Annotated in this window: 11 protein-coding genes and 1 tRNA gene; 8 read left to right on the forward strand and 4 right to left on the reverse strand. The window is 59.0% G+C overall.

The window, feature by feature from the left end; genetic code table 11:
• The first annotated feature begins 336 nt into the window (after positions 1-336).
• The 7 genes from def (at position 337) to gmhB (ending at position 8382) form a co-directional block, all read left to right on the forward strand.
• Entirely contained in the window at positions 337-840 is a 504-nt protein-coding gene (gene def / locus D777_RS13720) for a peptide deformylase (protein WP_036133230.1), read from the forward strand.
• A gap of 87 nt (positions 841-927) precedes the next feature.
• Positions 928-1863 (forward strand): methionyl-tRNA formyltransferase, encoded by a 936-nt coding sequence (fmt, locus tag D777_RS13725; RefSeq protein ID WP_036133232.1) that lies wholly within the window; start codon positions 928-930, stop codon positions 1861-1863.
• Entirely contained in the window at positions 1863-3164 is a 1302-nt protein-coding gene (gene rsmB / locus D777_RS13730) for a 16S rRNA (cytosine(967)-C(5))-methyltransferase RsmB (RefSeq protein WP_036133234.1), read from the forward strand. The genes fmt and rsmB overlap by 1 nt, the downstream gene beginning before the upstream one ends.
• Positions 3161-4564, forward strand: coding sequence for a Trk system potassium transporter TrkA (gene trkA, locus D777_RS13735; protein WP_036133237.1), 1404 nt, complete (start codon positions 3161-3163; stop codon positions 4562-4564). Before rsmB ends, trkA begins: the two co-directional genes overlap by 4 nt.
• 128 nt (positions 4565-4692) lie before the next feature.
• Entirely contained in the window at positions 4693-5721 is a 1029-nt protein-coding gene (gene glyQ, locus D777_RS13740) for a glycine--tRNA ligase subunit alpha (protein WP_036133239.1), read from the forward strand.
• A 2-nt stretch (positions 5722-5723) separates the two neighbouring features.
• A complete protein-coding gene (glyS, locus tag D777_RS13745) occupies positions 5724-7805 on the forward strand; it encodes a glycine--tRNA ligase subunit beta (RefSeq protein WP_036133242.1) in 2082 nt (693 codons plus the stop codon).
• A gap of 28 nt (positions 7806-7833) precedes the next feature.
• Positions 7834-8382, forward strand: a complete 549-nt coding sequence (gene gmhB, locus D777_RS13750; protein WP_036133243.1) for a D-glycero-beta-D-manno-heptose 1,7-bisphosphate 7-phosphatase — start codon at positions 7834-7836, stop codon at positions 8380-8382.
• A 13-nt stretch (positions 8383-8395) separates the two neighbouring features.
• Here gmhB and D777_RS13755 read toward each other — a convergent pair whose 3' ends face one another.
• Positions 8396-9841 (reverse strand): TrkH family potassium uptake protein, encoded by a 1446-nt coding sequence (locus tag D777_RS13755; RefSeq protein ID WP_319802605.1) that lies wholly within the window; start codon positions 9839-9841, stop codon positions 8396-8398.
• A gap of 218 nt (positions 9842-10059) precedes the next feature.
• Here D777_RS13755 and D777_RS13760 point away from each other — a divergent pair.
• Positions 10060-10136: transfer RNA gene (locus tag D777_RS13760), tRNA-Pro, on the forward strand.
• Between the two features lie 65 nt (positions 10137-10201).
• On the opposite strand, the gene D777_RS13765 is transcribed toward D777_RS13760, so the two are convergent.
• The 3 genes from D777_RS13765 to D777_RS13775 are packed head-to-tail and all read right to left on the reverse strand — an operon-like array spanning position 10202 to position 15046.
• Positions 10202-11320 carry an ABC transporter permease gene (locus tag D777_RS13765; RefSeq protein WP_036133246.1) on the reverse strand — a complete coding sequence of 373 codons (1119 nt, stop codon included), beginning with the start codon at positions 11318-11320 and terminating at the stop codon, positions 10202-10204.
• Between the two features lie 2 nt (positions 11321-11322).
• Positions 11323-14055, reverse strand: coding sequence for a ribosome-associated ATPase/putative transporter RbbA (rbbA, locus tag D777_RS13770; RefSeq protein WP_036133248.1), 2733 nt, complete (start codon positions 14053-14055; stop codon positions 11323-11325).
• Complete coding sequence (locus tag D777_RS13775) at positions 14048-15046, reverse strand: HlyD family secretion protein (protein WP_036133249.1); 999 nt, start codon at positions 15044-15046, stop codon at positions 14048-14050. Before D777_RS13775 ends, rbbA begins: the two co-directional genes overlap by 8 nt.
• Positions 15047-15302 lie beyond the last annotated feature (256 nt).

The raw sequence follows: 15302 nt of genomic DNA on the forward strand, positions 1-15302 counted from the left end.
TTGTAATTCCTGATACTATAGAAGAAGTCCCGGAATTTGTGATGTTATCTTTTGTTCTTCCAGTAAATTCTATCCTGCCAACGAAAGATTTTAACTATCGACTGATCAGTTTGTACTCAATCGGTGAATTATTGGATAATGGTAGGCAGCATTGAGATCGGCCTGAATGCCTTGAATACTGCGGCATCGCCCCGATTATCATAAGTAACGGGCGAATTTTTGCGCAGTACGTGATCGCATTTTAGTGATCGCCTTCACGCGCTTTCAGAATGTTACACCGGAAACAAACCGTAACGCCGATCATTCGTCACACAGGTCACTTAAAGTACGAGCCTTATGATACTAGAAATTCTCGAATACCCGGACCCCCGTCTTCGCACCATCGCCAAGCCTGTTGAAGAGGTGACAGACGACATCCGCACGCTGATCGACGACATGTTCGAGACCATGTACGATGCGCCGGGTATCGGGCTGGCGGCCACCCAGGTCAACGTTCACAAGCAGATCATTGTTATGGATCTGTCCGAGGACAAGAACGAGCCCCGGGTTTTCATCAATCCCGAAATTGAAGTTCTGGATGGCGACTACGAAGCCATGCAGGAAGGTTGCCTGTCGGTGCCCGGCTTCTACGAGGACGTGGAGCGGGTCGAGCATTGCAAGATCCGCGCGCTGGATCGTGACGGCAAGCCCTTCGAGCTCGAAGCCACCGGCCTGCTGGCCGTGTGCATCCAGCATGAAATGGATCACCTGAACGGCAAGCTGTTTGTGGATTACCTGAGCTCACTCAAGCGGAACCGGATTCGAAAGAAACTGGAGAAACTGCACAAGAAGAGCGCCTGACCCTGGCCGCCAGGGCCACAAACCAGAATCTGGACCGGGTTTTAAACCCGGTCTTTTCGTATTCAACGAAACAGAGACCTCAACACCGTGCGACTCGTTTTTGCCGGCACCCCGGATTTTGCTGCCACCGCCCTGAAAGCCCTGCTGGATACCCACCACACCCTTGTGGGCGTCTACTCCCAGCCTGATCGCCCCGCTGGCCGAGGCCGCAAACTGATGCCCAGCCCCGTCAAACAAGTTGCACTGGATGCGGGCATCCCGGTATTCCAACCGGAAAACTTCAAATCCGAAGAAGCGCGTCAGCAACTTGCCGAACTCAACGCCGATGTCATGATCGTTGCCGCCTATGGTCTGATCCTGCCCAAGGCGGTACTGGACACGCCCGCTCGCGGTTGCCTCAATATCCACGCGTCATTGCTGCCGCGGTGGCGCGGCGCCGCCCCTATTCAACGGGCCATTGCCGCCGGCGACGAAGAAACCGGCATCACCATCATGCAGATGGACGTAGGCCTCGATACCGGCGACATGCTGCTGAAAGCCAGCACCCCGATTGCCCCGGAGGACACCGGCGGCAGCCTGCATGACCGCCTCGCCGACATGGGCGGAAGAGCCATCGTCGATGCACTGGCGCAAATGGAGAACGGTGATCTTGTCGGCGAAGCTCAGGATGACGATCAGGCCTGCTATGCGCACAAACTGAGCAAAGAGGAAGGCCACATCGACTGGAACCAGGGGGCCAACGCCATCAGCCGGCTGGTTCGCGCCTTCAACCCCTGGCCCGGCACTTACACCGATCTGGAGCAGCAACGAGTTCGAATACACGAAGCACAGCCTCTGGATGAGTCCAGCAGCAAACCGGCAGGCACCGTCTTGCGACGGGACCGCGACGGCATTGATGTCGCCTGCGGTGACGGGGTGCTTCGCCTGACCCGCGTGCAGTTGCCCGGGTCCCGCGCCCAGAGCGTCAACGACCTCATCAACGGCGGTAAGCAGGTGTTGTTACCCGGGCAGGAGCTACACTGATGGGCCAGCAGCCGCTCCCTCTCAGGGCACTGGCGGCCAACGTGCTGATGGCCGTTGAAAACGGTCAGTCCCTGTCCCAGTGCCTGCCACCAGCATTGGCGAAACTGCCCGCCAACGATCGGCCTGTGCTGCAGGCTCTGTGCTACGGCACCTGCCGCTGGTATCACCGTCTGGAAGGAGAACTGCTGGGCCGGCTCAAAAAACCGCTGCGCAAAACCGACCGCGCGGTTCATCATCTGATGCTGGTGGCCCTGTTCCAGCTGCGCTTCAGCCAGCAAGCCAGTTACGCGGTACTGAATGAATCCGTCGAGGCCTGCCGGGCCCTGAACAAACCGCACCTGACCGGGCTGGTCAACGGCGTCCTGCGTTCGGCAGAAAGAGAGGGCGCCCCCGAATCGGCCGACGATGCCTGTCGCTTCAGCCATCCCGAGTGGATGCTGGAAAAACTCAAACATAACTGGCCCGACGACTGGCAGCAGATTCTGGAAGCCAATAACGCTCAGGCGCCGATGACACTTCGGGTAAATGCCCGCCGCTTTACCCGCGATCAATATCTGTTACTTCTGGACGAAGCCGGTATTGTCGCCAGGCCGACGGCGTACGCCCCGATGGGCATCCAGCTTGAACATCCCGTGCCTGTGGATCGGCTCCCCTGGTTTGCGGACGGTGCCGTCAGTGTTCAGGACGAGGCCGCCCAGCTCTCCACCGGTCTTCTGGATCTGGCCCCCGGGCAAAGGGTACTGGATGCCTGCGCGGCGCCCGGTGGCAAAACCTGCGCCCTGCTGGAGGCCTGCAGCGAGCTGGAAGAAGTTGTGGCCATTGACGAATCGGCCGATCGACTGCCCCGGGTTCAGGAGAATCTGGATCGACTTGACCTCGATGCCACCCTGACCCAAGCCGACGCAGCCGATACAGACAGCTGGTGGGACGGCGAGGCCTTCGACCGGATTCTGTTGGACGTTCCCTGCAGCGCCACGGGCGTGGTTCGCCGCCACCCGGACATCAAGCTGTTGCGCAGAGAATCAGACATCGTCCCTCTGGCCGGTATTCAGCTGGGATTGCTTGATGCCATGTGGTCCATCCTCAAGCCCGGAGGCCGGCTAGTCTATGCCACCTGCTCGGTGTTCCCGCAGGAAAATCACCGTATAATCCAGCGATTCCTGAAGCAGCAGGACAACGCCCGGCTCGTTGAACCCGACGTTCAATGGGGGCGGGATATGGGGGCAGGTCGGCAGCTGTTCCCTGACCCAGACAGCCATGACGGCTTTTTCTACGCCGTATTGGAGAAACCTGAACCATGAAGATCCTGATTCTCGGAGCCGGCCAGGTGGGTGGAACCCTGGCGGAAAACCTCGCCAACGAAGCCAATGACATCACCGTGGTGGACAGTGACAGTGTTCGCCTCCGGGAGTTGCAGGACAGTCTGGACATACGCACGATGCACGGTCCCGCCTCTTACCCGAACATTCTGCGGGAAGCCGGGGCCGAAGACGCTGACATGGTCATTGCCGTTACCAACAGCGACGAGACCAACATGGTGGCCTGCCAGGTCACCAAGCTGCTGTTCAAGACCCCGACCACCATCTGCCGGGTCCGGGCCAACGCCTACCTCGCCAAATCCGAGCTGTTCTACCAGCGCGAACAGGCCAAGGATCTCGACAGCCTCCGGGGCTTCCCCATCGACGTTCTGATCAGTCCAGAGCACCTGGTGACCAAACACATCACCCGGCTGATCGAATTTCCGGGCACACTCCAGGTGCTGGAATTCTCCAAGGGGCTGGCACGGCTGGTGGCACTGCGGGCAACCAAGGGCGGGCCGCTGGTCGGACAGGAGCTGTCCCACCTGCGTACCCACATGCCCCGGATCGATACCCGGGTGGCCGCGATTTTCCGGAAAGACCGGGCCATCATGCCCCAGGGTGATACCGTCATCGAGGACGGCGACGAAGTATTCTTTATCGCCGCATCCGATCATATCCGCTCGGTGATGAGCGAACTCCAGCCCCTGGCCAAGCCCTACAAGCGCATATTCATTTGCGGCGGCGGCAACATTGGTTTCCGGTTGGCCAATACCCTGGAAAACCGCTATCAGGTCAAGCTGCTGGAACGGGACCATGAGCGCTGCGTGATGCTCTCCGAACGCCTGCGCAAGACCGTGGTACTCGAAGGCAATGCTGCCAACAAGGACATCCTGCTGGAAGAGAACATCGAGAACACCGATGTGTTCTGTGCCGTCACCAACGACGACGAAGCCAATATCATGGCGTCACTCCTGGCCAAGCGCCTGGGCGCCCGCAAGGTCCTGACCCTGATCAACAACCCGGACTACGTGGACCTGATTCAGGGCGGTGACATCGACGTCGCCATCTCACCGCAGCAGACCACCATTGGCAGTCTTCTGACCCACGTTCGCCGGGGCGATATCGTCAACGTGCACTCACTGCGCCGGGGCGCGGCGGAAGCCATTGAGGCAATCGCCCATGGCGATCACCGATCCTCGAAAGTGGTCGGCAAGCGGCTGGATGAAATCAACCTGCCGGAAGGGACCACCATTGGCGCCATCGTCCGCCACAGCGAAGTGCTGATCGCCCACGATCATCTTCGGGTACAGCCGGACGATCATCTGATCCTGTTCCTTGTGGATAAATCCCGGATCCGGGATGTGGAGAAACTGTTCCAGGTGGGCCTGGCTTTCTTCTAGTTCAAAATCAAAACCATGAAGAGCACTTAGAAATACCGCTTTGGCAAGCGTATAATGCGCGTTTTTTCGGAGTGTCCCGAGGGGAATAGCGGGGCGCCACACACAGACTGAATCAGCAGGCAATCGTCGTGACAGACAAGGCAACGAACAACTCCGCGCCGGATATCAAGACCTTCCAGGGTCTGATCCTGGCTCTGCAGAATTTCTGGGCGCAGCACGGCTGCGTGGTACTCCAGCCCCTGGATATGGAGGTGGGTGCCGGTACCTTCCATCCTGCTACCTTCCTGCGGGCAATTGGTCCGGAAACCTGGAACGCGGCCTACGTTCAGCCCAGCCGCCGTCCTACCGACGGTCGTTACGGTGAAAACCCCAACCGCCTGCAACACTACTATCAGTTCCAGGTGGTCCTGAAGCCGTCTCCGGACAACATCCAGGAATTGTACCTGGATTCCCTGCGCGCTCTGGGCCTGGATCCACTGGTTCACGACATCCGCTTTGTCGAAGACAACTGGGAATCTCCGACCCTGGGCGCCTGGGGGCTGGGCTGGGAAATCTGGCTCAACGGCATGGAAGTCACCCAGTTCACCTACTTCCAGCAGGTGGGCGGTTTGGAATGCTACCCGGTCACCGGCGAGCTGACCTACGGTCTTGAGCGAATCGCCATGTACCTGCAGGGCGTCGACAGCGTCTACGACCTGGTGTGGACCAACGGCCCGGATGGCGTGGTGACCTACGGCGACGTCTTTCACCAGAACGAGGTGGAGATGTCCACCTACAACTTCGAGCAGGCCGACACCGAGTTCCTGTTCCACAGCTTTGATGTGCATGAGCGCGAAAGCGCCCGCCTGATTGAAGCCGGCCTGCCACTGCCGGCCTACGAGCAGGTATTGAAAGCTTCCCATACCTTCAACCTGCTGGATGCCCGCCACGCCATTTCCGTGACCGAGCGTCAGCGTTTCATCCTTCGTGTCCGTACGCTGGCCCGAGCCGTGGCTCAGGCCTACTTCGACAGCCGTCGCAAACTCGGCTTCCCGCTGGCGCCCGACGCCTTGCGCAAGGAAGTACTGGCCGCAGCGGAAGCCGCTGACGCCAAGGCGAACAGCAAGAAGAAAGGCAAGAAAGCAAAGACGGCACAGCAGGAACAGGGGAAGGCATAACCATGGCTACACAGGATTTTCTGGTCGAACTGGGCACCGAAGAGCTGCCTCCTAAAGCGCTCAAGCCGCTGTCTGATGCGTTTACCCAGGGCATTATCAAAGGTCTGGAAGAGGCCGGTATCGAATTCGGCAAGGTCGATGCGTTTGCCGCACCACGCCGCCTGGCGGTCCGGATTCGTGACCTGGCCGACGCCCAGCCGGACAAGCCGGTGGAGAAACGCGGCCCTGCGGTCAAGGCGGCCTTTGATGACGCCGGTAATCCGACCCGCGCACTGACCGGCTTTGCCACCTCCCTGGGCGTCACCCCGGATCAGCTCGACACCCTGGAAACCGACAAGGGTGCCTGGGTGGTCTATCGAACCGTTGAACAGGGTAAACCAACGGTGGAACTGATGCCGGAACTGGTCGAACAGTCCCTGGCGGCCCTGCCAATTCCCAAGCGCATGCGCTGGGGCGCCCACCGCACCGAGTTCGTTCGTCCGGTACACTGGGCCATCATGCTGTTCGGCAACACCGTGATCGATACCCCGATCATCGGCCTGACCCCGGGCAATAAAACCCGGGGCCACCGTTTCCACTGTCCGAAATCCCTGATCGTGCCGACACCCAATGACTACGAAGTCGTGCTGCGCCAGGAAGGCTATGTGGTTGCCGACTTTGCCGAGCGCCGCGAGATCATCCGCCAGGGCGTCACCGAGCTGGCAGAGGCTGAAGCGAAGGGCAAGGCCGTCATCGACGAAGATCTGCTGGACGAAGTGACCGCCCTGAACGAGTGGCCGGTTCCCCTGATGGGTCGGTTCGAGGACCGCTTCCTGGACGTACCGGCAGAGGCCCTGATCTCCTCCATGAAGGAGCACCAGAAGTACTTCCACGTGGTTTCCGCTGATGGCGACATGATGCCGCTGTTCATCACCGTGGCCAATATCGAGAGCAAGGACCCGTCCCAGGTCATCTCCGGTAACGAGAAGGTGATCCGGCCGCGCCTGTCCGACGCCGCCTTCTTCTACGAAACCGACCGCAAGAGCCGTCTGGAAGATCGCATCGATCAGCTCAAGCCAATCGTGTTCCAGGAAAAGCTGGGCAGCCTGTACGACAAATCCGTCCGCGTTGCCGCCCTGGCCAGCAAGATCGCTTCGGCCATTGGCAGTGAGCCGGAACTGGCTAACCGCGCCGGCATGCTGGCCAAGACCGACCTGTGTACCGAAATGGTGCTGGAGTTCACCGATCTCCAGGGCATCATGGGCCAGTACTACGCCACCAACGATGGCGAGCCCGCTGATGTCGCCAAGGCCCTGAACGAACAGTACATGCCGCGCTTCGCAGGTGATGAGCTGCCCACCACCCTGACCGGCTGTGCCGTCGCCATTGCCGACCGGATCGATTCCCTGGTTGGCCTATTCGGCATCAACCAGCCACCCTCGGGCACCCGGGACCCGTTCGCCCTGCGCCGCGCGTCCCTGGGCGTGCTGCGCATCATCATCGAGCGTGAGTTGCCGCTGGACCTGCAAACCCTCTGTGAATGGGCAGCCGAAGAGCACTCGGCGATCACCGAAGCGAATGTCGCCAATACCGTGGTCGACTATATGCTGGAGCGGTTCCGTGCCCACTACGACGAGCAGGGTATCGGCGCCGAAGTCTACCTGGCCGTTCATGCCCGCCGTCCGACCCGTCCGCTGGACTTCGACCGTCGGGTCAAGGCCGTTGAAGCTTTCCGACAATTGCCGGAGGCTCTGGCCTTGGCCGCAGCCAACAAGCGGGTGTCCAACATCCTGACCAAGCAGGGTGGCGACCAGATTGGTGAAGCCGTGAACGACAGCCTGCTTCAGGACGCGGAAGAGAAAACCCTGGCAGAGCAGGTCGAGCAGCAGGCTGCCAAGGTACTGCCACTGTTCGAGCAGGGCGACTACGCCAGTGCCCTGAGTTCCCTGGCCGGTCTTCGGGAACCTGTGGATAACTTCTTTGACGCGGTCATGGTCATGGCGGACGACGAAGCCATCCGCAACAACCGTCTGGCACTGTTGAACCGTCTGCGCAACCTGTTCCTGCGGGTCGCTGACATTTCCCTGCTGCCAACCGCCAGCTAAGGCAAGTAAACGGGGCTACCAGAGCGCGATGCTGATCATCCTCGACCGGGACGGGGTCATTAACGAGTACGATGGTAACTACATCTGCTCCGCCGACGAATGGCACCCCATTCCCGGCAGCATCGACGCGGTAGCCCGGCTTTGCATCGCCGGCCACCGAATCGCCATTGCCACCAACCAGTCGGGTATCGGCCGGGGTTATTACGACACCGACGAACTGGATGCCATGCACGACAAAATGGCGAAGCTGGTGGAAGCGGCCGGTGGCTGTATCGATTTCATCACCTATTGCCCACACCATCCGGATGACCAGTGCGACTGCCGCAAGCCCATGACCGGGCTGCTCAGGCAGATTCGCGAGCATTTCCATCTGGCGTCACTGGCCGGCGCCATCATGGTGGGGGATAGCCGGAAAGATCTGGAAGCCGCTGATTCAGCAGGGTGCCAGCCGGTCCTGGTTCGCACCGGCAATGGCCAGGATACCGAGCGTCATCTGGACGCCCGTCCCATTAAGGGTGTGCGGATTTTCGATAACCTTGCCGGCTTTGCTGACTGGGTAATCAAAGCCCAGCTCTGAGATCACCTCGTTCCTAGCTGCGCCAGAAATCCGGGGACAGCATCACCAGAACACTCAGCAATTCAAGCCGCCCCAGAATCATTGTGCCCATCAATACCCATTTGGCCGCATCGGGCAGGGTCTCAAAATTGCCCGCTGGCCCAATGATGTCGCCAAGGCCGGGTCCGACATTGGTCAGCGCGGTGGCAGCGCCAGAAAGACTGGTGATCAGGTCGAGCCCGAGCATGCCCAGAATGGCCGTGACAAACGCCAGGGTAGCCAGAAAAATAAATGAGAACGCGACGCTGGAGGCCACAATGTCGTCTCCGATCACCCGACCATTGTAGTTTCGGGCAAAGATCGCATGGGGATGCAGGAGTCGCCGGACCTGTTCCCTCAGCAGCAGCATGGACAACTGGAAGCGGAAGATCTTCATGCCGCCGGACGTGGAACCGGAACAGCCCCCAACAAAAGTAATAAACAGGAAGACCACCACGGCAAATGGTCCCCACAGGGAGTAATCGGTGGAGGCATAACCGGTGGTAGTGACAACGGAGGTGACATTGAACAGCCCGTGCACGAAGGCATCAAGGGCATCTGCATCATCCCGGACTACCCGATATACCGTCAACATCAGGGCAATGATCACCAGCATGAACAGGAAAAAGCGCACCTGCTGATCCCGCAGCAACGGCTGACGCTGGCCATGAATAAAGCGCACGAAAAGGAAAAAGGGCATGCTGCCAAGCGCCATGAACACGCTTGAAGCAACCAGTATGGCATGGGAGCCGAATTGGCCCATGGAACTGTCAGAGGTGGAATATCCCCCGGTCGAGACCGTGGTCAAGGCGTGATTCAGGGCCTCGAAGAAATTCATCCCCAACACCCAGTAGACGAGGATACAGCTCAAGGTCAGCCCGAGATAGATCACCACCAGACTTCGAGCCAGGCTGTTGGTGCGAGGTACGACTTTTTCGTTCCACTCGGAGGATTCGGTGGCAAACAGACGCATACCACCAATGCGAAGGAATGGCAGAATGGCAACCGCCATCCCGATGATGCCAATACCGCCCATCCACTGCATGATCGAGCGCCAGAGCAGGATGTCCGACGGCATGTTGTCCAGCTCGGTGAGGATGGTGGAGCCGGTTGTGGTGACACCGGAGATGCTCTCGAAGAATGCATCGGTCACGGTCAGCCTGAGATCACTGAGCAACAGGGGCAGGCTGGAAAACAGCGGAATAACGACCCAGGCGGAGACCGTGAGCATGAACATCTGGCGTTGCCTGAGCGCATGCTTCTTGCGCCCCACAGCAAGCAGGGCAACGAGGCCGGTCACAAAGCAGATCGCCGCGGACCACACAAAAGCCCGCCAGTCCGGCGTTTCGCCGAAAACCAGGAGATTCACCGGCAACGTCATCAGGAAGCTGAGCAATATCAGCAGGAACCCCAGGATCTGTACGATGGGCAAGACATTCACAACAGGCCAAGCTCCCGTTCACAGCAAAGGCATCAGGTGACAACGTTATCGCCACCCGCGCTGCCACGGCGCTGTTATACACCTTTTCAGAAGGATTCCCAACTCCCCGCCTGGCAAACGCCATGACTTACCCCAATCAAGGGCCATGCTTTTGAATTCCGATGGGTAAAAAGGGGGTGGCAAAGCAGGCGCGAATCCGTATAATACCGGCCGTTGTTCGGCGTGTGGCGCAGCTTGGTAGCGCACTTCGTTCGGGACGAAGGGGTCGCAGGTTCAAATCCTGCCACGCCGACCAAACCTCTCCCGCTTCTCCCTTTATATCCGATAGCAATCCAGCAGACGCTTTCAGTCCATTTTCTGTCAGATTGCCAAATGCCTGCGAAACAACATCAGCGCCGTACCGAAAAACACCGCTCCAATCGCTGCCAGCGCCAACATCTGTGGCCAGACCACATCCAGCCCCGCGCCGCGGTATAAAATCGCCTGTGCCATACTCACAAAATGAGTCGTTGGCGCAGCCAACATAATGTCCTGAACCAGCTGGGGCATACTCTCTCTTGGCGTGATGCCGCCGGAAAGCAGCTGCAGCGGCAGGATGGTGAGAATCAGCAACAGGCCGAACTGCGGCATGGTACGGGCCACGGTGCCAATGAGGACACCAATCGCGGTGGTCGAGAACAGGTGTATCAGGGCCCCGAGCAGAAACAGCGCAACCGACCCGCGGACCGGAACGGCAAGCCACTCCTGGATAACCAGGGTAACCGACAGTGTCGCCGCCAGCATGACCACGATCCCGTTGGCCCAGACCTTGGCGGCCATGATCTCGAAAGGCCGCAGCGGCATCACCATCAAGTGCTCCACCGTGCCATGCTCGCGTTCACGAATCAGTGCAGCACCGGTCAGGATGATACTGATCATGGTGATCTGGGTGATCAGCTCCATTACCCCCCCGAACCAGGTGCCATTCAGGTTCGGGTTGAAACTGATGTGACTAACCAGATTCACCGGGAGCTCGGCCGTTGAACTTCCCGGCGCCAGGAACTCCGCCACCTCCGAGGTGATGAACCGCTCGATATAGCCAGCTCCGATAAAGGCCTGGGTCATACGGGTTGCATCGATATCGAGCTGCACACTAACGGGCTTACCCTGGCGGACGTCCCGTTCGAAATCCGCCGGGATGACCAGTGCAAACGTGTGTGAACCTTTGTCCAGCAATTGATCAATCTGATCGAACCGAACCAGCTCCGGCGCCATGAACCAGGGCTGCTGCAAGGAATTGATAATCCTGCCGGACAGTACGGTCTGGTCCTCGTCCACGACCGCAATCGGGGCATTGTGAAGCTCCATGGAGCCCGCGGAACCGGCGGTATAAACCATGAAGGTAAAAGCGACCAGAACGAACACCAGCAGAACCTTGTCACGCCAGAGACTGAACAACTCCTTTAGGCCGAGGTTCCAGATATTTCCGAGTGACTCCATGATCAGCGCCCCTGTTTCCGGAGCAGGGTAACCGACAGCAGGGTCAGCACCGGTAAGAACGCGGCCAAGGTCAGGAAATCCCTGTGCATATCCGAAAAGGAGAGCCCCTTGGTGAAGACACCCCGGCTAATCTGCAGAAACCAGGTCGCAGGCCAGAATTGACCGATCAGCGCCGCCGCACCATCCAGGGATGAGACCGGCTCAGTCATTCCCGAGAACTGGACCGTCGGCAAAATAGTCAGTATCGCGGTAGCCGCAAGTGCCGCTATCTGAGTCGAGGCGAACGCCGAAATAACCTGGCCCAGGCCGGTGGTCGCAGTGACAAACAACAGCGCAGCGAGGGTGAGGGTGGGCAAGCCACCTTTCAGGGGCACCTCGAACACCAGAATCGCGAGGACAACGAGGCTGACATAGCTCACCATGCTAAAGGCAATGTAGGGCAGTTGCTTTCCCAGCAGAAACTCAAGCCGCGTCACGGGAGTCACGTAGAGGTTGGTGATTGAACCCAACTCTTTCTCACGCACGATACCCAGAGCCATCAGAATCGCGGGGATGAAAATCAACAGAATCGGAATGACTGCAGGCACCATGGCATCCAGGCTCCGGAAATCCTGGTTGTAGCGGTATCGGTCCTGGACATCCACCAGGCTCAGGCTGGGCGCCACACCGTATGTCCGCTGAAACAGCTCCATCAGATAGCTGTAGTGCAATCCCTGCACATACCCCTGAATCGTCTCGCCCCGAAACGGCATGGCGCCGTCGACCCAGACGCCGATCTCGGTATCCCGGCCCCGCTTCAGGTCCTTGCCAAAGCCCGGAGGTATGATGATCGCAAGGCTGATATCGCCTGAGCGCATGCGTTCATCGAGTGCCTCCATGCTGGCGATCGGCGTCTGTTCCACAAAATAACGAGAACCGGAGAAAGCCGTTACATAATCCCGGCTCTGGGGCGTCTGGTCCTGATCCAGAACCGCAAAGGGCAAGTCCTCCACGTCCATCGTGATGCCGTACCCCAGGATCAGCATCAGCAATGCCGAACCCAGAAACGCAAAGGCCATGCGGATTGGATCCCGTAACAGCTCTCTGGCTTCCCGTCGGCCATAGGCCCAGAGACGGCGAGGGCTGAATCGGCGAGACACGGGCTGGCTGCGGGTAGCCTCAAGGACCACGCCATCCCCGGTTTTTTCCGGCTCCTGATTCACCGCCTCCAGCGTTTCCATAAAGGCCACTTCGAGACTGTCACCAGAGCAATGCTCAATCAGGGCTTGCGGGGTGTCACAGGCCAGAACTTCTCCAGCATGCATCAGCGAAATGCGGTCGCAGCGCTCGCCTTCATTCATGAAGTGAGTGGAAATGAAAATGGTGACGCCGTCTTGCCGGGACAGCCGCTGGAGCATCGTCCAGAAACGATTTCGTGCTCCAGGGTCCACACCCGATGTGGGCTCATCCAGAATCAACAGTTCCGGTGAGTGAACCACAGCAACCGCCAGCGACAGCCGTTGCCGCACGCCCAGAGGCAGTGCACCGGCAAGCTGATCCATGACGTCGGCCAGGTCAAAATCCTGAACCAGCTCCTGAATCCGCGCTTCTATACGCTGTTTTGGCAGATGAAAGAGGCGGGCGTGCAGGTTCAGGTTCTGACGCACGGTCAGTTCCCCATAGAGGGAAAAGGATTGGGACATGTAGCCAACCCGGGAGCGGGTAGCCAGATCCCGGGCATTGAGGGGCGCGCCGAACAGGGCAACGTCACCTTCAGTGGGCGTGAGCAGCCCGGTAAGCATCTTCATGGTCGTTGTCTTGCCACAACCATTGGACCCCAGGAACCCGAAGATTTCGCCTTTGCGAATGGAGAAGCTGACGTCCCGGACCGCGGTGAAATCACCAAATCGCTGGGTCAGGTTCTTCGCCTCAATGGCTGGCACGGCCTGCGAGTCCGACCCGACATCAAAGCCGGCAACGGACGCTTCGCCGGTCAGCTCCCTGTCATCGCGATTCTCTGGCAACAAGGCAATAAAAGCATCATCCAGAGTGGCGGTTCCGGTCCGACTGCGCAACGCTCCCGGGGAACCCGTTGCCAGTACTTCACCGCCGTCCATCGCCACCAGCCAGTCGAAACGCTCCGCCTCCTCCATGTAGGCTGTAGCTACCACCACACTCATACCCGGTTGCTGAGCGCGGATAGTCTCAATGAGATCCCAGAACCGCTTACGCGACAGAGGATCAACACCAGTGGTGGGTTCGTCAAGAATCAGCAGGTCCGGGTTATGGATAAGAGCGCAACACAGCCCGAGCTTCTGCTTCATACCGCCAGACAGTTTACCCGCAGGTCGATCGCGAAATGCCATGAGTCCCGTAGCATCCAGCAAACGCTGAATCTGCCCTGCCCGGGATGGGCCCGTCAGACCAAAAAGATCGGCAAAAAAATCGATGTTCTCGTCGACGGTCAGGGTGTGATAAAGGTTGCCCCCCAGGCCCTGAGGCATATAGGCGATACGGGGAGAGACCCGGTCGCGATAGCGGGGCCTGGCCATATCGCCACCAAATACCACCAGGCTACCCTGTTGCAGCTCTCTGGCTCCGGAGACCAGCGCGAGTAACGTGGACTTACCCACTCCATCCGGCCCGATCAAACCCACCATGCACCCTGCCGGAAGTCCAAGGGACACATCCTTCAGGGCAATGCGGGAACCGTAGTGATGGCTGACTCCGTCCAGCCGGGCGACCACATCATCCATTGGGCAGATTTACCTGGAGGCTTTCCGGCCAGGGGAGGGCGTCATCCAGCCGCACATACGCCTCGCCGGGTACTCCGGTTTTGACCCGATCCCGATAGGCTTCCAGTAATTGGGGATTCAGACGGATCCGCACCCGGAACATCAGCTTTTCCCGCTCGCTTCGGGTCTCTACGGATTTGGGAGTGAACTGGGCATCCGCCGCCACAAAGCTCACCTCGGCAGGAACCACGTAGTCCGGCACCGCATCGAGAACAATCCGGGCCTCCGAACCAACCGTCACCCGCCCAGCCTGGGCCGTGGGGAGGAATATGGTCATGTAGACGTCGGTGACCTCCAGTATGGTGGCAACCTTGCCCCCCGAGGCGAGCACTTCACCGGGCTCAGCCAGCCGGTAGAGTACCCTGCCACCCACAGGACTTGTCAGGTGGCTGTCGTTGATGCTGGTTTCGATCTGGCGAATGCTGGCCTCTGCGGCCTCGATCCCCGCCTGTGCCGAGGCGACCTGCACCTGCGCCGCCTGCAGTGCCGCATCGGCCGTCTCTGACGCTGTTTCCGACCGATCAAGCTGATCACGGGACACGTGTCCTTTGTCCATCAAGGCCGAGACCCTGGCGAGTTCCGAGTGGGCCAGGCGTTGCTCACTTTTGCGCTGGGCGACAATCGCTTGCGCCAACCGCTTTGCTTCCTCGGCCTGATGAAGATTTGCCTCGGCAGATGCCAACCGGGCATCCAACTCGTCGGTATCCATCGTAGCGACAGCAGCACCGGCGTCTATCAGATCCCCCTCTTCGACATAAAACGATTCGAGGCGTCCTGGAATCCGGGTGGCAATATCCACTTCCGTCGCTTCAATACGACCATTGCCCGAGGCAATGTTCTCGGGCAAGCCTCCGTTGCCCGGCAGAAACTGCCAGCCGATAACCGCCAGCAAGGCGACGATAGCGACAACCACCGAGAGTTTAAGGCGAATACCTTGAGGTGTTTCAGACATACATCTTCCCTGACAAGTAAACAGGCCAAGCCTGTTGTTAGCTTACATACGATCAGTATAGAGGGTTTCCGTTTCCCCCAAATGACTCCCGTCAATCTCAAAGAGGTTTTCGCATGCAGGCTCGCAGAAGGTTGGCGTTATTTTCATTTTTTGCGCTCAATGTCATTGCATATTCAAAACCTGTCTAAAAAATACCCCTATTTTATAGAGACAACCGGAATTCCTGGCCTACGATTACGTTATAAGAAGAACATAA

Source organism: Marinobacter nitratireducens (genome assembly GCF_000708045.1).
Lineage (GTDB): Bacteria > Pseudomonadota > Gammaproteobacteria > Pseudomonadales > Oleiphilaceae > Marinobacter > Marinobacter nitratireducens.

Bases quoted from the DNA above. Each gene is read 5' to 3' on its own strand.
- def (WP_036133230.1), top strand. From the start codon at position 337: ATGATACTAGAAATTCTCGAATACCCGGACCCCCGTCTTCGCACCATC.
- rsmB (WP_036133234.1), top strand. From the start codon at position 1,863: ATGGGCCAGCAGCCGCTCCCTCTCAGGGCACTGGCGGCCAACGTGCTG.
- trkA (WP_036133237.1), top strand. From the start codon at position 3,161: ATGAAGATCCTGATTCTCGGAGCCGGCCAGGTGGGTGGAACCCTGGCG.
- glyS (WP_036133242.1), top strand. From the start codon at position 5,724: ATGGCTACACAGGATTTTCTGGTCGAACTGGGCACCGAAGAGCTGCCT.
- gmhB (WP_036133243.1), top strand. From the start codon at position 7,834: ATGCTGATCATCCTCGACCGGGACGGGGTCATTAACGAGTACGATGGT.
- D777_RS13765 (WP_036133246.1), bottom strand. From the start codon at position 11,320: ATGGAGTCACTCGGAAATATCTGGAACCTCGGCCTAAAGGAGTTGTTC.
- rbbA (WP_036133248.1), bottom strand. From the start codon at position 14,055: ATGGATGATGTGGTCGCCCGGCTGGACGGAGTCAGCCATCACTACGGT.
- D777_RS13775 (WP_036133249.1), bottom strand. From the start codon at position 15,046: ATGTCTGAAACACCTCAAGGTATTCGCCTTAAACTCTCGGTGGTTGTC.